Source organism: Rhizobium mulingense, assembly GCF_029194105.1.
GTDB lineage: Bacteria > Pseudomonadota > Alphaproteobacteria > Rhizobiales > Rhizobiaceae > Rhizobium > Rhizobium mulingense.
In genome coordinates this window covers 1-20,336 of the sequence record NZ_JARFVE010000023.1, presented here as the reverse complement: position 1 = coordinate 20,336, position 20,336 = coordinate 1, and the positions used below count along the sequence as shown (strand labels likewise).

Here is a 20,336-nt window from a genome sequence, read left to right as displayed (position 1 = left end):
TGTCGCCTCCCATTCATTTTCGCCGAACCGCTGGGATTTCGGTGCGGCGGCAACGAGAGCCTCAACCGAAAATGATAGACGGAGATACGCGGGCAGACGTTCTGGAGTTGGCGCGCTTTCGAGATCTCCGATGTTCGACGACGCAGGAATACAACACGCGGGCTGATCGAACTCTTGGCCTTCCTCACCGCTTGGCACGACGCATGCACGGTAATCCGAAAATGCGCCATCGAACAAAAAGGAATCATCCCATGATCAAGCTCACAGAGAATGCCGCCGCCATCATGAACGTAACGCTTTCCCGAGCCGAGCAGGCGGAAGGCTTTCGCATCGCGGTCGAGGCAGGTGGATGCGCCGGCTACAAATACCTGGTGGGGCTAGAAAGCGTCCAGGGCCAGGGCGACGCGGTGATCGAAACAAATGGGGTCAAGGTGTTCGTTGACGCAGACTCGCAAGCACACATCAACGGCATGACGATCGACTTCGTGACGGGACCAGAAACCTCCGGTTTTGTCTTCGACAATCCCAATGCGCACCAGAACTGCACTTGCGGCAAATCCTTCGGCTGATCACCGAGAAAGCGAGAGAGCCATGCGGAATTATTGCGAAAAGGTCATGGTTTCCTTTTTCAATCCGAAGAACGACGGCGTGCAGGAAAATCCCCTCAGCGAGACCGGGGCAGTTTCCTACGGTAGAGGGCCTGAATTGATAATTGGAGTCGATCCAACGGTGGAAGCGTTTCTGGTGACGCCGTCGTCCTTGCGTTCCAACCCAGCGACCGCCTTCTCGCCAGCGCTGGCCGAACTCATAACCCTAAAGCCCGCCGAAGCGCCTCAAACCGTCCGTCAGGAGACAGCAGGCTTTTTAAGCGGTTTGCTGCCGGAGAGAAAGGTCTGCTCATCAACGGATTATCCTGAGGCAGCAAAATTTTTTGGCGGGCATCCGGGCCAGGATTCCAAAGGAGACGCCCCCTCTGCAAGCAGTTCCGCGCCGAGGAAAGGTGAGCGAAGACGCGTGCGTGTCAAGAGGCTTGATTTCATGACCAAGTCGCTCACTTCGCTAGATCTGGCAGTAGACGGACGACACTCGTTCAAGCCGTCGAAGACGTGTCAGCGGTTTATACAATACTGGTCGTCGAAAGCCTCGTTCCGGCAGAGGAGGACGATCAGACCGTCACAACAGAAATCTGAGGCCTGGAGAAATTGGCAGGGTCGAAATGGATGTTGTAGCCGGCAATCGCGTAGGACAGGGTCTAAAAATCGCCGCAGCCTGCAACAGTTCAGTTCTCAGCGACAAGCTAAGCTGGCGACCCATCTAGTTAAGCAGCCGCGGCGAATCCAACCGTTGGAAAAGGCGCGAGCGCACAACGTTCTTCCCTTCCTACTGATGGCGGCTATGCGACGTTATCGATGCCAACAAGATCGCGTGACGCGCCATCGCACGACTCCACCCCGCGCTGCTTGCCCGAGGCTATCAAACAACAGCATGTGCAAGACGCCGCAGCATTGTCACCGCTTCCCCTCAGTCGAGATCCACCCATGAGAGCGATCTATCTCGACAATAATGCAACGACCAGAGTCGATCCTGAAGTGGTTGAAGCCATGCTGCCGTTCTTTGCGGATCAGTTTGGAAACCCTTCGTCGACGCACGCTTTTGGCTCCTCCATCCGCGAGGCGGTGAGGAAGGCGCGCCGGCAATTGCAAGCGCTGATCGGCGCCGAGTTCGATCATGAGATCGTGTTCACCTCGGGGGGGACGGAAAGCGACAATGCGGCGATCCTTTCGGCGCTGGAGGTGATGCCTGAGCGCACAGAGATCGTGACTTCCGCAGTCGAGCATTCAGCGGTGCTGACACTCTGCGGCCATCTGGAGAAGACGCGCGGCATTAAGGTACACAGGATCCCAGTGGATCGACATGGACGTCTCGATCTTGACGCCTATGAGACCGCCCTCACTCATCGTGTAGCGATTGCTTCGATCATGTGGGCGAACAACGAGACGGGAACCATTTTCCCGGTCGCTAAGCTTGCCGAGATGGCCAAGAGAATCGGTGCACTTTTCCACACCGACGCGGTCCAGGCGGTCGGCAAGGTTCCAATGGACCTCCAACCTACTGCAATCGACATGCTTTCGTTGTCCGGACACAAATTCCATGGACCAAAAGGCATTGGTGCACTCTATCTCAGGCGGGGCTTATCTTTCTCCTCACTGATCAAGGGAGGTCATCAGGAGCGCGACCGACGCGCAGGGACAGAAAATACGGCCGGGATTGTAGGTTTAGGCAAGGCTGCCGAACTCGCCCTGGAATCAATAGACGACGAGAGGACCCGATTAAAGTCGCTCCGAGATCGATTGGAGAACGGCATTGTCCAGCGTGTTCCAGGCGCCTTCGTAACCGGCGATAGGCTTAAGAGGTTGCCGAACACTGCGAACATCGCCTTTCAACGTCTCGAAGGAGACAGTATGCTCCTTCTTCTCAACCGCTATGGCATCGCCTGCTCTTCCGGCTCTGCTTGCTCCTCCGGTTCGCTGGAGCCGAGCCATGTCTTGAGGGCAATGGATATCCCTCATGCTATGGCGCACGGAACAATCCGCTTCTCGTTCTCGCGCGATAACTGTGACGAGGATGTCGACCGGGTGCTCGAAGTTTTACCGGGCATCGTTGAAAGGCTCCGGAGCCAATCCCGTTCCGGCCACGTGGCCGACACGAGCAGCCGGGTTCGTTCAGGGGAGTAGGAGCAGGCACGCTCATGAAACGGCAATTCCTTTTCACCGATACGACCTGCATGACGGCACCGGCATCGTATGAACGATCAGGTAAAAGCCGGGGCTCTCAGTCACATAGATCGCCGGTTCACCGCCCATGCGTGTTCATGGAGGGGGCCCAGCGCCATATCATCTTAATCAATCTCTCGACACCATCGGTGGATAGCACTCGACCACCAGCCTATGCCGACTTCAGTTGCAACGCGACTGCCTTGCGCCTAGCCGCGTCGAACCACGCATTCCGTACGTTGCAGCTTAAGCTACGGGAGAACGGTCTCGCGATCACCGCTCACGACCAGGGGGAATCTTATGTGCCGTTGCTCCGCTGACAGCAGTCCCGTCGATGTCAAAGACATCCTCAATCGGCTGAAATGTCTCTCGGCTGCGGAGGAGTTCTTCGCAGCCCTAGGGGTCCCCTATGACCCGAAGGTTCTCGATGTCTCGCGACTCCATATCATGAAGCGTATGGGCCAATACCTCGCGGCAGAGGACTTCTCCCATCTCCCTGACCGGGTAATCGCTGCTCGTGCCCGTGCCATACTGGAAAGGGCCTACTGTGATTTCGCGACCTCCGCGCCGCTCTCGCACCGGGTCTTCAAGGTGCTCAAGGACCACAATCCGGACAGACCTGTCACACCCGGCCGCACCGTTGTCCCGTTGGACTCCTTCCTGAAGCCGTTCGAAAAGGAATGAGCACGGTTGCGACACGACAATGTAGGGAAGCTTACAATTCAGTCAAATGCTAGCAACGTCGGAATCAAAGCCATTTCAATGAGATAGCGAACGCCAAACGGTTGGCACGAATGATGCACGCAAGCATATGTACTGCAAGCCCGCCACCCATAGAGGGAGGGAGTAAGAAACCGCCATGCACATAGTTATCTGTATCAAACAGGTACCGGACTCTGCACAAATAAGAGTGCATCCGGTGACGAACACAATCATGCGTCAGGGGGTGCCAACCATCATCAACCCCTATGATCTGTTCGCCCTTGAAGAGGCGCTCCAGTTGCGCGACCGCCATGGCGGCGAGGTGACCGTGCTCACCATGGGGCCGCCCATGGCAGAGGACGCGTTGCGCAAGGCGCTCACCTACGGCGCCGACCGCGCCGTACTCTTGACCGACCGTCATTTTGCCGGCTCCGACACTCTGGCGACCTCGTTTGCTCTTTCGCGAGCCATCGCGAAGATCGGAGAGGCCTTCGGTACGCCCGATATCGTCTTTACGGGCAAACAGACCATCGACGGCGATACCGCCCAGGTTGGGCCTGGCATCGCCAAGCGCCTCGACCTCCTGCAGCTCACCTATGTTGCCAAAATCGTCTCTGTCGACATCAATGGGCGCGAGATTACGGTGGAGCGCCGCTCGGAAGGGGGCACGCAGACGCTGATGAGCAAGCTCCCTTGTCTAATTACAATGCTCGAAGGCACAAACGAAATCCGCCGCGGCTCGCTCGACGACGCGCTACGGGCCGCGCGCAGCCAGATCGTGAAGTGGAATGCGGCCGACGCTGGCATAGAGGACCTCACCAAGTGCGGCCTGCGTGGCTCGCCAACCGTCGTTAAGAGGGTCTTTGCCCCTCCTGAGCGGGCGGAAAAGGCGGAGCAGATCGACACCGCGGAAAAAACGCCGCGCGATCTCGCCGAGGAGTTGATCGCTGGGATCTTTTTGCGCCAGCCGGCGCTCGAAAGCGAACTCGCCTTTGACGGCGAAGCGTGAAGGCAAGGAGCGACGATGTTGAGCACGAATCGAGAGAGCCCTCCTCCAGCCGCTGGCCGTGCCGCCATGAAGAAAGAGCTGCCCCTTCAGTTTAAGGACCATCGGCACGTTTGGGTCTTCATCGAGCTGGAGCGCGATCAGGTCCATCCCGTCTCCTTCGAGCTGCTCGGCGAAGGCCGCAAGCTCGCCGACAAGCTGGGCGTCCAGCTTGCCGGCGTCGTTCTCGGACCACCGGGAGAGGCCACGTGGTTTGCCATCGCCGAGGCTTTTGCTTATGGTGCCGACCTGGCCTACCTCGTCGAGGCCCCACTGCTCGCCGACTACCGAAATGAGCCTTTCACCAAAGCATTGACGGATCTGGTTACTAACTACAAACCGGAAATCCTTCTTTTAGGGGCAACGACGCTCGGGCGCGACCTTGCCGGTTCCGTGGCGACGACCTTGTTGACAGGGCTCACGGCGGATTGCACCGAACTTGATGTGGATGCGGACGGCTCGCTTGCGGCGACCCGGCCGACTTTCGGCGGCTCCTTGCTTTGCACGATCTACACGCTCAACTGCCGGCCGCAGATGGCAACGGTCCGGCCGAGGGTCATGGCCATGCCGCCGCGCGGGAATAATAAGATCGGACGCGTCATTCAACACAAAGTGTCGATGATCGAGGAAGAGATCGTCACTAAGGTCCTCGGTTTCTTGTCCGATGGCCAGTCGGCGACGGCGAATCTCGCCTATGCGGACGTCGTGGTTGCTGGAGGCCTCGGTCTCGGGGCGGTGGAGAACGTGAAGCTTATGAAGAAACTCGCGCGGACGATCGGGGCCGATTATGGCTGTTCGCGCCCCCTCGTCCAAAAGGGCTGGATGCCTGCTGATCGGCAGATCGGCCAAACTGGCAAAACTATCCGGCCGAAGCTTTACATAGCGGCTGGCATTTCCGGCGCCATCCAGCATCGCGTTGGCGTCGAGGGAGCTGATCTTATTTTAGCCATTAACACCGATCCTAACGCGCCGATTTTTGATTTCGCCCACCTCGGCGTCGTCACCGATGCGATCCGTTTACTGCCGTCATTGACGGAACTCTTCACCCATCGACTGTCGCCGCACAGTCGCGATAAGCTTGCAAACTGAGGGCGCCCCATGACTGAGGAAAACTTCGACGCCATAGTTATCGGGGCCGGCATGGCCGGAAACGCAGCTGCTTACACGATGTCGAGCCGCGGCATGAAGGTGCTGCAGTTGGAGCGTGGCGAGTATCCGGGCTCCAAGAATGTGCAGGGCGCCATCATGTACGCGGACATGCTGGAGAAAATCCTGCCGGACTTCCGGGATGATGCGCCTCTGGAGCGGCACTTAGTCGAGCAGCGCTTCTGGATGATGGACGACTCGTCCCACATCGGTATGCAATACCGGTCGGACGACTTCAACGAGTCGAGACACAATCGCTACACGGTCATTCGCGCCCAATTCGACAAATGGTTTTCACGCAAGGTGCGCGAGGCCGGAGCGACGCTTCTATGCGAGACGACCGTGACGGAACTCGTTCGTGATCCAAAGGGCAAGGTGATTGGCGTTCGCACCGACCGCGCCGGCGACGTGATTCTTGCTGACGTGGTCGTTCTCGCAGAGGGCGTCAATGGGCTGCTCGGCACGCGTGCTGGATTGCGTGACACGCCAAAACCGGAAACTGTCGCGCTCGCCGTCAAGGAAATGCATTTCCTGGCCGAAGAGGTAATTGACCAGCGGTTCGGCCTCAAGGCCAATGAAGGCTGCGTCATCGAGGCAGTTGGCACGATCTCTCGCAACATGGCCGGGCTTGCCTTCCTCTACACCAACAAAGAATCGATCTCGATCGGCATTGGCTGCCTTGTCTCCGAATTCGCGGCAACAATGGAAAGTCCTTATGAGCTGCTCGAAAAATTCAAAAGCCATCCGTCGGTCAAGCCGCTGATCGCAGGAGCGGAAGTCAAGGAATATGCGGCGCATCTCATTCCAGAAGGTGGTTACAAGGCAATTCCGCAGCTTTTTGGTGACGGCTGGGTCGTCGTCGGCGACGCGGCACAACTTAATAATGCGGTGCACCGCGAGGGGTCCAACCTCGCCATGACGTCGGGGCGGATCGCCGGCGAAGCAATCGTCCAGATCAAGAATCGCAAAAAGCCGATGGTCAAGGAGAACCTCTCCCTTTACAAGTCGATGCTTGAAAAGTCCTTCGTTATCAAAGACTTGAGGAAATACAAGGACATGCCTGCCCTGCTGCACACCAATTCCCGCAATTTCTTCACGACTTATCCAAGGTTGCTGTCGCAGGCCGCACAGAACTTTGTGCGAGTCGACGGCACCCCGAAGATCGACAAGGAACGGGCGACCACGGCCACCTTCATCAAGGCACGCTCGCGCTGGGGGCTGTTTGGTGATGCGGTCCGCTTGGCGCGCGCGTGGCGATAAAGGAGAGATGAGATGACGGTTGCAGTGACGAACATACGCGTAGAGGACAAGCTTTACCAAAATCGATATGTGGTCGATGCCGGACGCCCGCATATTAGGGTGCGTCCACACGATTGGCCAAGCGTAAATCTGTATGCCCTCACAAGTGTCTGTCCGGCCAAGTGCTACGAATTGAATGACCAGGGCCAAGTGGAGGTTATCGCCGACGGGTGCATGGAGTGCGGCACGTGCCGCGTACTCTGCGAGGCAAGTGGAGATATCGAGTGGAACTATCCGAGAGGCGGTTTCGGCGTTCTCTTCAAGTTCGGATAAAGGTTTGCAACTCCACGATTTAGAACCAACTTGGGTTTGCAGACAGGCGCATCGGAAACTTGCAGAGGTGCGCGTTGCGGATGGGCATTAGAAATTACTATATATACATGCAAGCAGGGGTTATAAGAAACGTTAGACAACCAAGGCCATATAATGACCCACATGCCCGCCCGACCGGTCGATGGAGTGGAACCCCTATCTGCCCTACCTGCTGGACCTATGCGCCAGGCGGGCACGCAGCGCAGCGGAATCTACGAGATATCAAAGGTACTGACTGCCCCCGCCCGGCTAGAGATCACGCTTGCCAACGTCGTGAACGTCCTCTCTTCCTTTCTGCAAATTCGACACGGAGCAATCGTTGTTCTGGACGCTGAAGGTCAGCCCGAGATTGCCGCAACTGGCGACATCCCCACATCCTCTCAATCAGCCGCTCGAGGCGTTATACCGAAGGCCGTAATCGACCATATCGCGACGACCGGTATGCCCTTCATCATAAAGGATGTCAGCAAGTCCGAATTATTTCAGGCTGAGCCGCAACCGCCTTGGAGCAGCGGCACCGTCCCAATTTCTTTTATTGGCGTTCCGGTAAAAGCCGATAATAAAATACTTGGCACAATATCGATCGATCGCGTCAGGAACGACGCCGCCCCCTTCCCTGCCGACGAGGACGTTCGCTTTCTGACCATGGTCGCCAATTTGGTCAGTCGGACGATCCGGCTTCATCGTTTCCTGAACCTGGAGGGTCGGCGACCTATCGGCGAACAAGAGAGACCGGAGAAGCCGATCATCGCGCAAAGGGGCGCGCCGGACCGACATCCACCCGCCAAAATCGGCGGGATTGTCGGGGATAGCCCGGCTCTCCAGCAGGTGGTTGAAACCGTCTCGGTGGTGGCGAGGACGAATTCCACCGTGCTTCTGCGGGGCGAAAGCGGCACCGGCAAGGAATTTTTTGCACAGGCGATCCATGAACTTTCCCCTCGTCGAAACAAGCCGTTCGTCAAATTGAACTGCGCCGCGCTGCCTGAAGGCGTCCTGGAATCGGAGCTGTTTGGGCATGAAAAGGGGGCTTTCACCGGGGCCATCGCGCAGCGCGCCGGACGCTTCGAACTGGCAAATGGCGGAACGCTTCTGCTTGACGAGATTGGCGAGATTTCGCCCGCCTTTCAAGCCAAACTGCTGCGCGTCCTACAGGAAGGCGAACTGGAGAGGGTGGGCGGAACTAAGACGCTTGCGGTCGACGTCCGGCTCATATGCGCCACGAATAAGAACCTCGAGATGGCTGTTGCAAACGCCGAATTCAGGGCCGACCTGTATTACCGCATCAGCGTAGTTCCAATTGTCCTGCCGCCGCTTCGAGAGCGACCCGGCGATATTCCACGCCTTGCGAAAGCTCTTCTTGACCGATTCAACAAGGAGAACCAACGCGAGCTGACGTTTTCGTCGTCGGCGATCGAGGTGATGTCGCAATGCTATTTCCCAGGTAACGTCCGGGAACTCGAAAACTGCGTGCGAAGGACTGCCACCCTTGCGCGTTCAAGCTCGATCGTTTCGTCTGATTTTGCCTGCAAGAACAGCCAGTGCCTTTCGTCGCTCCTCTGGAAAAGAACCGACGGGTCGCCCGGCGGCATCACCGTCGATAGGCATGCCCGGAGCAATGTGATGCCGACTTCATCGCCGCGGTCGGACGGGAGCATCGGTGCGTCGGACGAGGTATCTTCCGTCAAGGCTTGTGATCCGAACGGTTCCGGTTGTCCAGCAATGGAGTCGCGCCTCACGCAACGGGACCGGCTGATCGAGGCGATGGAAAAAGCCGGGTGGGTTCAGGCCAAAGCGGCTCGTATTCTCGGCCTTACGCCTCGTCAGGTCGGCTATGCTCTACGCCAGCATCGCGTCGAGGTGAAAAAGCTTTAAGCGCCTGGGTGATGTTGGACCTTCTCGATTTCCAATGCCTGGTTTGGTGGCTTACGGACAACTCTTTTGTCGACTGTCGGAAGCTCGACAAATCTGTGTCCGAACACGGTCGGAATCGAACAACAAATGCAAATTGTTGAAGCAAATCCCGTCCTTGGGATGGCATGACTTTTGCGTTTTGAAAGGCGACGTCAACTAGCAACGGAGCACTCAATGTCCGCACCGATGATTTCGCTTGAAAGTGCGACCAGCACGACATCCTTGGATCAATTGCTGGCGACCGCGAAACCGAGTGGCTGCACATCCTCGTCATGTGGCGTGTCCACAAAACCGGCCGACGTGGACCAGGCTATCTGGGCGAAGATCAAAAACCACCCCTGCTATTCAGAAGAGGCTCACCATTATTTCGCGCGCATGCATGTCGCGGTCGCACCAGCCTGCAATATCCAGTGCAACTATTGCAATCGTAAATATGACTGCGCCAACGAAAGCCGCCCTGGGGTCGTCTCGGAAAAGTTGACGCCAGACCAGGCGCTGCGCAAGGTCATTGCCGTCGCCAACGAAGTGCCGCAGCTTTCCGTGCTGGGTGTCGCCGGACCGGGCGATGCCTGTTACGACTGGAAGAAGACAAAGGAAACGTTCGAACGAGTTGCGGGGGAGATCCACGACATCAAGCTGTGCATCTCCACCAACGGGCTTGCGCTGCCGGATCACGTCGCCGAACTTGTCGACATGAATGTCGATCACGTGACAATTACGATCAACATGGTTGACCCTGAAATCGGCGCAAAGATCTATCCCTGGATCTTTTACCGCAACCGTCGTTACACCGGCATCGAAGCTGCGAGAATTCTGCACGAGCGGCAAATGGTGGGCCTGGAGATGCTGACCGCGTGCGGCATCATCACCAAAGTCAATTCGGTGATGATTCCTGGTGTCAACGACGAACACCTGGTCGAGGTAAATAAATGGGTCAAGGAGCGGGGGGCGTTCCTGCACAACGTCATGCCGCTTATTTCCGATCCGGCCCATGGCACCTACTACGGCTTGACCGGACAGCGCGGCCCGCGGGCGCTCGAATTGAAGGCGCTCCAGGATCGTCTCGAAGGCGGCGCAAAGCTAATGCGCCATTGCCGGCAGTGTAGGGCCGATGCCGTCGGCCTGCTTGGGGATGATCGGGGCCAGGAGTTCGCACTCGACCAGCTTCCCGGAGAGATCACCTATGACGCCCGTAAGCGCGAGGCCTATCGGGAAGTGATCGCCCGCGAACGCGGCGATCACGCGACCGCCAAGAGCGAGGCAATCGAGACAGTCAAAGCAGCCGGCGATGGGTCCCTCCACGTCGCGGTCGCGACAAAGGGTGGCGGTCGCATCAACGAGCACTTCGGCCATGCGAAGGAGTTCCAAGTATACGAAGCTTCGTCGAGAGGCATCACCTACGTCGGGCATCGCAAGATCGAACAGTATTGCCTCGGAGGCAGGGGCGAGGAAGCCACCCTCGACGGCATCATAACTGCGCTGGTCGGTATTGACGTCGTGCTATGCGCCAAGATCGGGGAGTGCCCTAAGACTAAGCTCATGGAGGCCGGGGTTCGGGCAACGGATGCTTATTGCTATGACTACATCGAGACCGCCATCGGCACCCTCTACGCCGCCAAGTTTGGCGTCGAACCACAAGCGGCGACGGCGTGAGCGCTCTTAATCCAACATCTTCAGGAGTTTAAAAATGGCCTTCAGGATCATAGCGTCCCAATGCACCCAGTGCGGTGCCTGCGAGTTCGAATGCCCCTCCGGTGCGATCAGGTTCAAAGGTGAGATCTACGTTATCGACCCGGAAAAATGCACCGAATGCAAGGGTACCTTCGAAACGCAGCAATGCGCGGAGGTTTGCCCCGTGCCGAAGACCTGCGTCCTCGCCGCACCTGCGATTTGACCTTCAGCATGGTCGGGGCTCCTGCGGAGAAGCCTTCAATGATATCCTGCAAGGAGGAATGCCCATGGGCCTTGGACGTGAACAGGAGGTCGAAATCCACAGGCCTCCACGATTTACACCCGGCGAGCGGGTGCGGGCCAGACTTCACGTAAAGAATGACGGCACCTATGCTGGCAAAAAAATTGGGGAAAGTTTGGTGCGGAAGGGCGACGAAGGCTATGTGCGCGACATCGGCACCTTTCTCCAGCAGTTTTACATCTATGCCGTCGAATGGGTCGAACGTGGCACTATCGTCGGCATGCGTGCCCGTGAACTGACGAGTCTAGACAACGCCGCTGCTTGCGGCGCTGCTGAAATCGCGGGGCCCCCAACGAAGGAATAGCGACATGAAGATAATGATTCGCAGAACGAGCGCCGGCTTGTCGGCTTACGTACCAAAGAAAGATCTCGAAGAGCCGATCGTAGATGTCGAGGCTGATGACATGTGGGGCGGCACGATCACTCTCAGGAACGGCTGGAGACTCGTCTTGCCCAAGCTATCGCGGGATACGCCTCTGCCGATCACCGTCCACGCAAGGAAGATTCCTGACGAGGACTGATGCTGCAAACGAGAGGTAAGAGAAAACAGCATGAATAAAATTTTGACCTCGGACCGTCTCCTGATCATTCGCAACGGTGACGCCGAAGAAAGACTTAGGCTGCTTCAGGAAGCGCTCGCTGCGGATCGGATCGTTCCCTATCTCGGTCCGGATCTCCTTCGGCTGCAATCCACGGAACCACCTGTACCGGACACCCCGGAAGCCGTCTCCGCGGCACTCAACGAACGCACACCTGCCCCTTCCAGGATACGCAGCAATATGTGGTCAGTCGCGCAGTTTATTGAACAGCGACGGCATCGCCGGACGCTTCAGGCCTGGATGGCAGAAATATTTGGAGCACCCGTGGCGCCGACCGCCCTCCACGACTGGCTCGCAACGCTGCCGCTCTCCCTTATCGTCGACGGTTGGTACGACGGGACAATGCGTGCGGCTTTCGCGAAGACCGGTCGAACGGATGTCGTCGAGATTCAGGGCGTCACGCGTGCAAACGGCGGCGGCGACATTTGGACAAAAACTTACGATCTGTCCGGGAGAGACGTCGAATGCGTCGCAGCGCCAAAGACGGTCCTCTATGCGCCGTACGGCAGTGTTATACCAGCTTCGAACTTTCTGGTGTCCGATTCCGATTACGTGGAAGTCCTAACCGAAATCGATATCCAGACGCCAATACCTGGAATGGTGAAAGAACGGCGTATAGATCGCGGTTTTCTTTTCATTGGCTGCCGCTTCAACGATCAGATGCTCCGGATCTACGCTCGACAGATCATCAAGCGCTCTCACGGCCCCCACTTTGCAGTACTTGATGCGGAAGGCCTTACCAAAAACGAGCGCCGTTTCCTTGCAGCAAGCGGAATCACGGTGGTCGACCTGCCGATCGGCGAAGCCGCGGCTCTGCTTGTACCATTTGGTAGCAAGGCGGATGGTGACCATGGCCGCACGGCTCCCGCTTCGAATCTCTGTAGCGGCTAGAGTGCCGCAGATTGAAAAAGTTCTGTTTCTGCCAAGTTCGAATGCCATACTGCCCACGTTTGCTGGCGTAGGGGATTGCGGGTGGGATCAATGGCGATGAGCGAGCGTGATCTTTAGCGGATCGAGGTTCTGTCGCAGGTGATCGACGGAAGATCGGCGACGACCGCAGATTACTGTTCGCTCAATGTCAATGCGAAGGACCGATTATGAAGAAACCTAAACCATTCCCAATACAGCGGCAGAGCCGCGGCCGAATCGCCAGAAATAAGCCTCGCATCGGCCACCGGGTGCTCCACTCGTGCGCCAATAACACGCGTAATCAACGGGATCGAGACGGCACACGCTTTACGGTCTTGCGCTTATTTGTGATCTTTATCCCACAATATGGACTTCGATACTTGGTGTTTCCAAGTGACAAGCAGTGTGGCCAATAATTCTAACCGCCTAGCTCTGCGTCTTCATACTTCCAGAAATGATGTCCCTGGCGGCTGAAAGGAACGCGTCCATTTGGGTTCTGGTGCCGATGCTGACGCGGATAAAATTTTCCAAACCGGCATCGGGAAAGACGGCTACAAGTATGTTCTGCCTATCCAAAGACGCTTGCCACCATTTGCCATCTCGTCCGGGTGGCACCCGAGCTAGCAAAAAGTTTGTGTGGGAGGGAATGACAGAAAAGCCCAATTGAGACAAGGCAGTGGTCGTTCTGTGTCTTTCATGTTTAATATATCTGTGGTTCTCGTCGTAGTCGGCGCGGTGCGAAAGGATACTAATGCCCACCGCATGGCCGATCACGTTCATGTTAAAGACATTTTGCAGGTTGCGTAGCCTCCCAATAAGTTCGGGATGACCAAAGCCGAAACCGACGCGAATTCCCGCGGCTGCAAAGCCTTTCGAAAGTGTTCTCAATACTAGAAGGTTTGGATGACGATCGACTAGGCGCAGGGCATCATCGGGTGCAAAGTCGACATACGCTTCATCCACCACTATCAACTGGTCCGATTGCGCGACGAGGCGGTCGATTTCAGCCACCGGAACGAATGTTCCCGTTGGATTGTTCGGATTGGCCAGCAGTATGAATTTTGCATCTTTTGCTGGACCAAGAAGCAGCTGCTCGATTGGCAGAGAATAAGACTCGCCCCATTCGATTTCGAGAAATCTGGCACCCTGCAACTTGGCCAGTTTGCGGTTAAAGGAAAAACCTGGCGATATCATCGCAACGCTATCTCCCGGGTCGAGGAATGCTCTGTAGATGAGCCCAAGCAGCTCCGACGAGCCGTTCCCGGCGACCACCTGATCCTGGGAGAGGCCATACGCGCTGGCGGCTGCGTCGCGCAAGCTCAGATTGTCATCTTCGGGATACAGATAATGCCGTTCGAGGGCCGCCAGCGCACTTTGCAACACCATCATCGGCAACGGAAACGGATTCTCATTCGTGTTTAGTCTAACGAAGTTCGCATCTCGCCCCGGTTGATTGGAGGGTAGCGCATTTAGCTGTCTCGCCATCGGCGAAAGAGCCGAAAGCACGGCTTGCAGCTTTGCATCAGCCATATCTTTTCTCCGTTTCAGTAAGCCGAGTCGTGAGCGCGTGATCGGCTGTCTCCTGTTGAAGCCAACATCGCATCGGACGTTGGCGCGGCCGCCTGCGGGCTGCTACGGTCGCCGCGTAGTTAATAGGCCAGGGACCGCCGCGGCCGCCTCAAGCCGCCAATGGTCAAGCCTCCCCACTCTCACACTCATGCGTACTTGCTCCATTCGCCTTTCGAGGAACTGTTCGATCTCAAACGCCAACTCCGCAGGGTCGTGGCCAACCGTTTCGAGATGTAACTCAGGGCTCCCAGGATCTCGTACGGCGAGGAAACTCGGGTGGAATTGGCGATCTTGCCGGCAAGCGCCTTCCTCTTCGGACCGCGTCGCGCGCATTCCTCGAGCGGCGTGTCGCCGAAGATTTCGATAAGCTCCCCCTCCTCCATCAGTTCGCGAGTCATCCGGCGTTCGCCGCGGAACGCGAGATGAAGGATACGAGGAAGATCAGCCCAGCATCGGCCATCAGCTTGGTGACCTCGGCACGCGGCGGATGTTCTCGACGCGATCGGATTGATTGAAGCCCAGGTCGCGATTGAGCCCGTGGCGCACGTTGTCGCCGTCGAGGATGTAGGTGTGCTTCCCGTGGGCATGCAGCAGCCGGTCGAGCGCATTGGCGACTTGCCGGAGCCGGAAAGTCCAGTGAACTAAAGGACGGCTGGCCGCTGACTCTTCATCGCCGCGCGCGCCCTTGTCAGCGCCGGTCGCCTGCCAATGCGCGTTGTCGGCGCGCCTTGCCCAGCTTTGGCTGCCACTGAAATTGAAGACCCCGGTCGGCCCATAGGCTTTGCGAAAGAACTCGGGAGAATCGACATGGTCGATGAGTTTCAGCTCGTTTTCCCAGCACAGCTTCCACCGCACCTCAGAACGCATGCAAAGACCTCCTTTGGTATTTCCTGCTGCTGTTTTTGAAGCACGCATTGTGCGATCGAAGCAGCGGCCACCCCGCTGCATGTCGGCGCCGTTGCTCGGGTTCGCGCTATAGCCAGTCCGGATCGTCAAATGTTTCGCCGTCACTCGCGTCTGAGATCATTCCTAATGCATCATCACGGGAGATTGGTAAAATGGATTGCATGAATGGAATTATCGATGCTTTGTATGTTGAATATACGGGTTTCTTAGACTTTGATGTGACCTCCCTGGCACTTGCCGCGTAAAGACGACCGCGCGTCCCCTCCAGCGGCCGAAAGCAGGGATGAGTTGGACCAGTTGACCCAACTGCGCCCCCCGTTTACCCACCTATGTCCCGGAGTGCTTTGGCGATGAACGGCCGCTTGCTAGTCCTAACCGCCTGCGCAAAGCTTGCTTCGGCAACCTGCAACGGCGCGAGCGTTGGTCGCGGTTTCTGATAGAACTTCATCAGGGACGCACGTTCTGTTTATTGACGCTAGCGATCTACGTCCTATTTGCGATCGTCTGCAGTGGCGCTGGTAGACGCGACTTTCACGGCACGATCGCCGCTATCGCTACCGGTCTCGTCTATGCGGCTTAGTAAGCTGAAAATATCTTGCAAGATCTCTTCATCGAAAGTCCGCAACTTCACGATAGTAGCCAGCAGCAGAACCGCTTTGGTTTCAGTTTCGCCCCAAAGATAAGGTGCCGCCGGGGCGATAATCTCTTCCGGAGTGGCATCCAAAACCTCACACAGATGAATCAGTCGGCTCACGGTCAAGCGGGATACTCCATTTTCGTACCGGCCGTAGACCTGCTTAGTGATGCCAAGCAAGGGCGCCAGTTTCGAGCGCGGTAGTTTTCGCTTATCGCGGGCTTCGCGAAGGCTGATGCTGATCAAGTTTTCGAGTTCGGCGCTAAGTGCAATCCGTCCGTCAAAAGGTTTTCGATAGACCGGCTTGTCTATGCCTGGATCATCGACTTGTTGCAAACCGAGTTCATTAATCCATTGCTTCAATGATGGTCCTGACATTGCTCCGACTGAGGTAAATGCGCCAGAGCACTTTATACGGAAAGTGATGTGCTTGAAACCACCAATGTTTCGATTTCGATCTCATTTGGCGCATTTTGGTCCAGGCGAACCTCACCCGATAGCTATCGTTTACCAAAATATATCATTGATCGCAAGTACATAGATATAGCTCACACCGAAATCGCTTCACGCAAGGATTATCCACTTGCGCCAAATTGGCACTGAATGCCTTCAGTGATTTTGGTGATAACGGTCACTGCATTTCCTCGTCTAGCACTAGGGACGTCGTGTGCGGGCATGGTGGCCTTTTGTCCTGCACGCGGAGACTCTCGGTTCACGGCAAACCAATCAAGGCTGCGCGTGTTGGCTGCTCTAGGCGATGCCCTCATAGTACCTCTGAACGGCGACAGCCATGAACAGCGTTTCCAGTCTCAGCGACTCGCCCCCGTTTTCGCGGAACCTGATCGTGATGTCGAATGGCTATTTCCGAGCCGAATGGCAAAAAGGATCGGCGCGATGGAACAGAGGCGCGGAGAGGACGGGCTTAGATTTGGCAATTTGAAATCAAAGCATGCGCGCCGGCAGCTCGAATACCCACACAGGAGAACCCAATGAGGGAGTTGATGACAGACCCTACTGTCGAAGCAAAGCGCATGCAAATAGACTTGGCGTCGCTCGCCGACAAATCGCTCGAGCATCGAGCGAGATCGACGCCAACCAACGATCGAATATTGCGCAATCGCCGCGTATTGTTGATCAGACGGAAAACGAGTGAAAAACTAAGTTGTGAGATTGCGGGTGTCTGCACACCGACGACAGCGCGTCGGCTGCGATACCCGGCTATCACCAACACTGCTACTGGTCAGGGGCGTCATAGACAAACCCAGATCACTTCACGGTCTCCGCTACATCACTGATACCTCTGTCGCTCTCGTCGTCATCGGGGATCATTCGCTGCAGGAGCCGAATTAGGTCGCGCGTCGTGCCGGTCGGAAGTCTCCTGAGAATCCTCGCCAGTGTGAGACAATCCTCGGCCTCCTCCGATGTGCGGCCCCAAAGATGTGGCGCAGCTTCAAAGATCATATCGATAGGCATGAAGCCAAGAATCTCACACAGATGGATCATCCGAGTAACAGTCATTTTGGAAAATGCCCGCTCGTAGCGTCCGTATACAGGGATGGACAGACCAAGCATTGGAGCAACGTCCGCGCGAGACAGGCCCTGCGCTTGGCGTGTCTTTTTCAGGAACGCGCTGATCAGTTCCTCCATGTGACCCAGGGATGTAATTTCGCCGCCGAAGCCCGGCTTTCGATAGATCGCCTTGTCAACCTCCGGATCGGCGGTGCTGACGAGGCCTCTCGAACTTCTGTAGCTTGCTAGATCTTCCGTCACCGCACGTCCCTGTTTTCCTGCCACTCGTTGTAGGCTTGAGCCAACCTGAACCGATTTGAACCACGTGTCATCGCCACACTACAACCGTTTTAAATACCCATTTTGGGCATTTTTTGCGTTATAGCAAATATTTGAGGGTTTAGCCAAATTGCTTCATGAATGCATGCAAAACAGGCTCGCTAGACCGGTCGCCCAGTTCCATGAAAGATGAGGCGGCTATGGTCGCACCCGCCACTGAATCATCTAGGTTGCGTCGAATTTGAGCGAAAATTCACATTCAATGCTCAACATCTTCTAAGCCGTCTTCGTTGAGGACGATAAGAAATAATCCTCGAAAACCGATCCGTTTCCCCGTCCCACGATATCCCATTTGGCTAGCTGGGAAAGCTCCGCCGTGCTGGAAATCACTCAGCCAAGAACCCATATCGGTTACCGCTCCCGCTAGCGTGTAGGTTCGATGCTCTCTGAAAATTCCGCCTCCTTCAACCAGGGCTTCGAAAGAAAGCGCTGTATAGATCCACCTGCTCCGACCTTTTAGTCCGCTAGCAAAAGGCGGTCGGGGACCGACTTCTCGAAACGGTTTCCTGCCGGCCGACAAGGGCTACGGCAGCGCCGAAATCCTCGCCAAGCCGGTCGAGTGTAAGGCTCGGCAACATCGCGACGAAGAACAACAGGAAGGGCTCAGTCGTCTTCTCACGCTGGGTCTATCGGCAGCGTAACCTCGTGAAACGTCAAAAGCATCGGTTCGATCGTAATTGACGCAAAGCTGACAGTCGTGTGCGATCGCGCACATTGACAGGCTGGCATGATGCAAGCGCCGACGTGCATTGTGAGCTCGACCCAATTCACTCCCAATGCTGGGTCGGCCTTCGGACGGATCGCTCGCAAGGTTGACGGTGTTCACATACTAGGCGGAGTGGCACAATCCGAGACTCCCGACACACGGTGAGCACCGGAAGGCGCCTTCTGTCGCCATTGGAACATTCACTAACAATGCTCTGGTGGCACACCAATTGCTTGTAAGAGCCCAGATCTCTGCCGGCAATGGTTCCGGTCCAAGCTCCAGTGGTTACTATCGACGATGACCAACACCTTTAGATGTAAGGCCCATCTTCGCCCATGTCGTACCGTACGACGGAGCTCGTCAGCGATCATCACGCGCGGCGGCGTGCAGCCGATCCAAAGAGCTTTGTCACCAGCCACTGCTCAGCGCGGGAGCCTCTTCAGCTTTGGATCAAGACGTTGAGAGCGATGCCATTCTGGCCGACAGCGCCGCCGGAGCCAATGTTCTTCGCGCGCGATCGAAATAACCGAATTCGTCCAGATGTCATGTCGCCGCGAATGAGACTGCTTCAAGGGATTCCAGTGGGAGATCGCCTTGCCGAGTTAAGGCTCCCACTGGCACGCGGTTTCGTTGGTGACGCCGGTGCCGCATGTTGGCGGCCGCATCCGCTAAATTTAACGGTGCCTAGAACCTGAAGAGACACAGCGAAATTTGCCTTTCGTTTGGCACCGGTTGGACTACGCCCAATTTTCGTTTTCGTCTCAAAAGTGGAGATGCGATATGACTTCGAATCACCAAGCCGACGTGGTTGGCGATAGCGACAAGCTCATCGAGCAGGCGCTGCGAGCTGCCATGGATACTGCTCTAAGTCCGGCTGCGCCGGCTCACTTGCGTGGAGCGCTGGACGCGGCAGTGTTTCCAGGTGGCTCCCGGATGCGCCCCAAGCTCTGCTTGAAAGTCTCCTATGTGTGCGGCGAAAAACATCCTGAGCTGGCGACAAGAGCCGCGGCAGCAATTGAATTGCTGCACTGTGCCTCGTTGGTGCATGACGACTTGCCTTGCTTCGATAACGCCGCGCTACGTCGCGGCAGACCGACGGTGCACCGGCTTTTCGGAGAGCCTATCGCCGTTTTGGCCGGCGATGCCTTGATCGTGATGGCTTTCAAATACCTCAGCTTGCAGGCTGCACTAACACCTGAGTTGGGCGGGCGCATGATCGAGGTGGTTGCGGAGGCGGTCGGCCCCAGTCACGGACTGATCGCCGGACAGTCGATGGAGGCAATGACGCACGTCGCTATCGACCGCTATCACCATTACAAGACCGGCTCCCTCTTTGTCGCGGCGGCCACGTGCGGTGCCCTGGTAAGTGGTGCTGATCCGGCTCCGTGGTCTAAGGTGGGGGAATTGCTCGGGCATGCGTATCAGATTGCCGACGACATCGCAGATACAGTCGGCCGCGTAGAAGTGCTTGGCAAATTGCCTGCCGTGGACACGCAGCTGAATCGACCCAGTATCGTTCGCGGCCAAGGATTGGACAGCGCAGCCGCCAGATTTTACGCGTACCTCGAACAGATAGGTGACACCATTCCTGCCAGCCCTCACAAACGGTCCTTCGTTGACTGGCTAAATCATTCACTTTGCAAAGGCGTGGCGGGACCGGGAAAAGCCGGTCTGATTCAACAGGCGGCGCTGGATTGCGCACCTTTATGAGCACCGAGTTACGGGACGCATATCCCACGACACCGTATGGCAGTTTCTGCGGCGCGAGGGGCTACGGTTCAAAAAAACACTGTTCGCCCTTGAGCAGGCGCGAGTTGACGTCGCGCGACGGCGACAGCGCTGGCGATCCTGGCAGGCTGGCCTCGATCCAAGCCGGCTGGTCTTCATCGATGAAAGTGTGCTGCAGAGGCACGGAAGGAGTTCAGTATGAGCTAACCCCGTAACGTGAAGCTGCGTGAATGATGGAGGATGGCCCTCCGGGATCGGCTTTCAGGAGCGGGTCTC

Annotated in this window: 17 protein-coding genes and 4 pseudogenes; 16 read left to right on the top strand and 5 right to left on the bottom strand. The window is 56.8% G+C overall.

The window, feature by feature from the left end; translation table 11 throughout:
• Positions 1-251 precede the first annotated feature (251 nt).
• The 13 genes from PYR71_RS29395 to PYR71_RS29335 all read left to right on the top strand — a co-directional run bounded on the left by PYR71_RS29395 (position 252) and on the right by PYR71_RS29335 (position 12,651).
• Entirely contained in the window at positions 252-569 is a 318-nt protein-coding gene (locus PYR71_RS29395; RefSeq protein ID WP_009995752.1) for a HesB/IscA family protein, read from the top strand.
• Positions 570-1,538: 969 nt separating this feature from the next.
• Positions 1,539-2,735, top strand: a complete 1,197-nt coding sequence (gene nifS, locus PYR71_RS29390; RefSeq protein WP_077991688.1) for a cysteine desulfurase NifS — start codon at positions 1,539-1,541, stop codon at positions 2,733-2,735.
• Between the two features lie 339 nt (positions 2,736-3,074).
• Positions 3,075-3,458 (top strand): nitrogenase stabilizing/protective protein NifW, encoded by a 384-nt coding sequence (gene nifW / locus PYR71_RS29385; RefSeq protein WP_077991686.1) that lies wholly within the window; start codon positions 3,075-3,077, stop codon positions 3,456-3,458.
• Positions 3,459-3,633: 175 nt separating this feature from the next.
• Positions 3,634-4,485: an electron transfer flavoprotein subunit beta/FixA family protein gene (locus tag PYR71_RS29380; protein WP_040111841.1), complete on the top strand. Its 852-nt coding sequence runs from the start codon at positions 3,634-3,636 to the stop codon at positions 4,483-4,485.
• Positions 4,486-4,500: 15 nt separating this feature from the next.
• Positions 4,501-5,610, top strand: a complete 1,110-nt coding sequence (locus tag PYR71_RS29375; protein ID WP_040111842.1) for an electron transfer flavoprotein subunit alpha/FixB family protein — start codon at positions 4,501-4,503, stop codon at positions 5,608-5,610.
• 9 nt (positions 5,611-5,619) lie between these two features.
• On the top strand, positions 5,620-6,927 hold the full coding sequence (locus PYR71_RS29370) for an FAD-binding protein (protein WP_040111843.1): 1,308 nt from the start codon (positions 5,620-5,622) through the stop codon (positions 6,925-6,927).
• 12 nt (positions 6,928-6,939) lie between these two features.
• Positions 6,940-7,239 carry a ferredoxin family protein gene (locus PYR71_RS29365; protein WP_004678523.1) on the top strand — a complete coding sequence of 100 codons (300 nt, stop codon included), beginning with the start codon at positions 6,940-6,942 and terminating at the stop codon, positions 7,237-7,239.
• A 219-nt stretch (positions 7,240-7,458) separates the two neighbouring features.
• Positions 7,459-9,150: a nif-specific transcriptional activator NifA gene (gene nifA, locus PYR71_RS29360; protein WP_077991685.1), complete on the top strand. Its 1,692-nt coding sequence runs from the start codon at positions 7,459-7,461 to the stop codon at positions 9,148-9,150.
• A 213-nt stretch (positions 9,151-9,363) separates the two neighbouring features.
• Entirely contained in the window at positions 9,364-10,842 is a 1,479-nt protein-coding gene (nifB, locus tag PYR71_RS29355; protein WP_011053432.1) for a nitrogenase cofactor biosynthesis protein NifB, read from the top strand.
• Positions 10,843-10,876: 34 nt separating this feature from the next.
• On the top strand, positions 10,877-11,083 hold the full coding sequence (locus PYR71_RS29350; RefSeq protein WP_012489551.1) for a 4Fe-4S binding protein: 207 nt from the start codon (positions 10,877-10,879) through the stop codon (positions 11,081-11,083).
• A 64-nt stretch (positions 11,084-11,147) separates the two neighbouring features.
• Positions 11,148-11,465 (top strand): nitrogen fixation protein NifZ, encoded by a 318-nt coding sequence (locus PYR71_RS29345; protein ID WP_012489552.1) that lies wholly within the window; start codon positions 11,148-11,150, stop codon positions 11,463-11,465.
• A gap of 4 nt (positions 11,466-11,469) precedes the next feature.
• Positions 11,470-11,682, top strand: a complete 213-nt coding sequence (gene nifT, locus PYR71_RS29340; RefSeq protein WP_004678514.1) for a putative nitrogen fixation protein NifT — start codon at positions 11,470-11,472, stop codon at positions 11,680-11,682.
• A 30-nt stretch (positions 11,683-11,712) separates the two neighbouring features.
• Positions 11,713-12,651 carry an SIR2 family NAD-dependent protein deacylase gene (locus PYR71_RS29335; protein WP_012489553.1) on the top strand — a complete coding sequence of 313 codons (939 nt, stop codon included), beginning with the start codon at positions 11,713-11,715 and terminating at the stop codon, positions 12,649-12,651.
• 444 nt (positions 12,652-13,095) lie between these two features.
• On the opposite strand, the gene hisC is transcribed toward PYR71_RS29335, so the two are convergent.
• The 5 genes and pseudogenes from hisC to PYR71_RS29310 all read right to left on the bottom strand — a co-directional run bounded on the left by hisC (position 13,096) and on the right by PYR71_RS29310 (position 17,548).
• On the bottom strand, positions 13,096-14,199 hold the full coding sequence (gene hisC / locus PYR71_RS29330; protein WP_077991684.1) for a histidinol-phosphate transaminase: 1,104 nt from the start codon (positions 14,197-14,199) through the stop codon (positions 13,096-13,098).
• Between the two features lie 102 nt (positions 14,200-14,301).
• Positions 14,302-14,967: pseudogene (gene cysC, locus PYR71_RS29325) on the bottom strand (adenylyl-sulfate kinase); the annotation flags it as partial.
• A 9-nt stretch (positions 14,968-14,976) separates the two neighbouring features.
• Positions 14,977-15,105 (bottom strand): annotated as a pseudogene (locus PYR71_RS29320) (adenylyl-sulfate kinase); the annotation flags it as partial.
• Between the two features lie 529 nt (positions 15,106-15,634).
• Complete coding sequence (locus PYR71_RS29315) at positions 15,635-16,141, bottom strand: helix-turn-helix domain-containing protein (protein WP_040111851.1); 507 nt, start codon at positions 16,139-16,141, stop codon at positions 15,635-15,637.
• Positions 16,142-17,044: 903 nt separating this feature from the next.
• Positions 17,045-17,548, bottom strand: a complete 504-nt coding sequence (locus PYR71_RS29310) for a helix-turn-helix transcriptional regulator (protein ID WP_040111852.1) — start codon at positions 17,546-17,548, stop codon at positions 17,045-17,047.
• Positions 17,549-18,132: 584 nt separating this feature from the next.
• Here PYR71_RS29310 and PYR71_RS29305 point away from each other — a divergent pair.
• The 3 genes and pseudogenes from PYR71_RS29305 to PYR71_RS29295 all read left to right on the top strand — a co-directional run.
• Positions 18,133-18,280 (top strand): annotated as a pseudogene (locus PYR71_RS29305) (IS5/IS1182 family transposase); the annotation flags it as partial.
• 832 nt (positions 18,281-19,112) lie between these two features.
• Positions 19,113-20,042, top strand: coding sequence for a polyprenyl synthetase family protein (locus PYR71_RS29300; protein ID WP_040111853.1), 930 nt, complete (start codon positions 19,113-19,115; stop codon positions 20,040-20,042).
• Positions 20,029-20,229 (top strand): annotated as a pseudogene (locus tag PYR71_RS29295) (IS630 family transposase); the annotation flags it as partial. The gene PYR71_RS29300 and the pseudogene PYR71_RS29295, both read left to right, overlap by 14 nt.
• Positions 20,230-20,336 lie beyond the last annotated feature (107 nt).

Coding starts and splice junctions, on each gene's coding strand:
- PYR71_RS29395 (WP_009995752.1), top strand. CDS start 252: ATGATCAAGCTCACAGAGAATGCCGCCGCCATCATGAACGTAACGCTT.
- nifS (WP_077991688.1), top strand. CDS start 1,539: ATGAGAGCGATCTATCTCGACAATAATGCAACGACCAGAGTCGATCCT.
- nifW (WP_077991686.1), top strand. CDS start 3,075: ATGTGCCGTTGCTCCGCTGACAGCAGTCCCGTCGATGTCAAAGACATC.
- PYR71_RS29380 (WP_040111841.1), top strand. CDS start 3,634: ATGCACATAGTTATCTGTATCAAACAGGTACCGGACTCTGCACAAATA.
- PYR71_RS29375 (WP_040111842.1), top strand. CDS start 4,501: ATGTTGAGCACGAATCGAGAGAGCCCTCCTCCAGCCGCTGGCCGTGCC.
- PYR71_RS29370 (WP_040111843.1), top strand. CDS start 5,620: ATGACTGAGGAAAACTTCGACGCCATAGTTATCGGGGCCGGCATGGCC.
- PYR71_RS29365 (WP_004678523.1), top strand. CDS start 6,940: ATGACGGTTGCAGTGACGAACATACGCGTAGAGGACAAGCTTTACCAA.
- nifA (WP_077991685.1), top strand. CDS start 7,459: ATGCGCCAGGCGGGCACGCAGCGCAGCGGAATCTACGAGATATCAAAG.
- nifB (WP_011053432.1), top strand. CDS start 9,364: ATGTCCGCACCGATGATTTCGCTTGAAAGTGCGACCAGCACGACATCC.
- PYR71_RS29350 (WP_012489551.1), top strand. CDS start 10,877: ATGGCCTTCAGGATCATAGCGTCCCAATGCACCCAGTGCGGTGCCTGC.
- PYR71_RS29345 (WP_012489552.1), top strand. CDS start 11,148: ATGGGCCTTGGACGTGAACAGGAGGTCGAAATCCACAGGCCTCCACGA.
- nifT (WP_004678514.1), top strand. CDS start 11,470: ATGAAGATAATGATTCGCAGAACGAGCGCCGGCTTGTCGGCTTACGTA.
- PYR71_RS29335 (WP_012489553.1), top strand. CDS start 11,713: ATGAATAAAATTTTGACCTCGGACCGTCTCCTGATCATTCGCAACGGT.
- hisC (WP_077991684.1), bottom strand. CDS start 14,199: ATGGCTGATGCAAAGCTGCAAGCCGTGCTTTCGGCTCTTTCGCCGATG.
- PYR71_RS29300 (WP_040111853.1), top strand. CDS start 19,113: ATGACTTCGAATCACCAAGCCGACGTGGTTGGCGATAGCGACAAGCTC.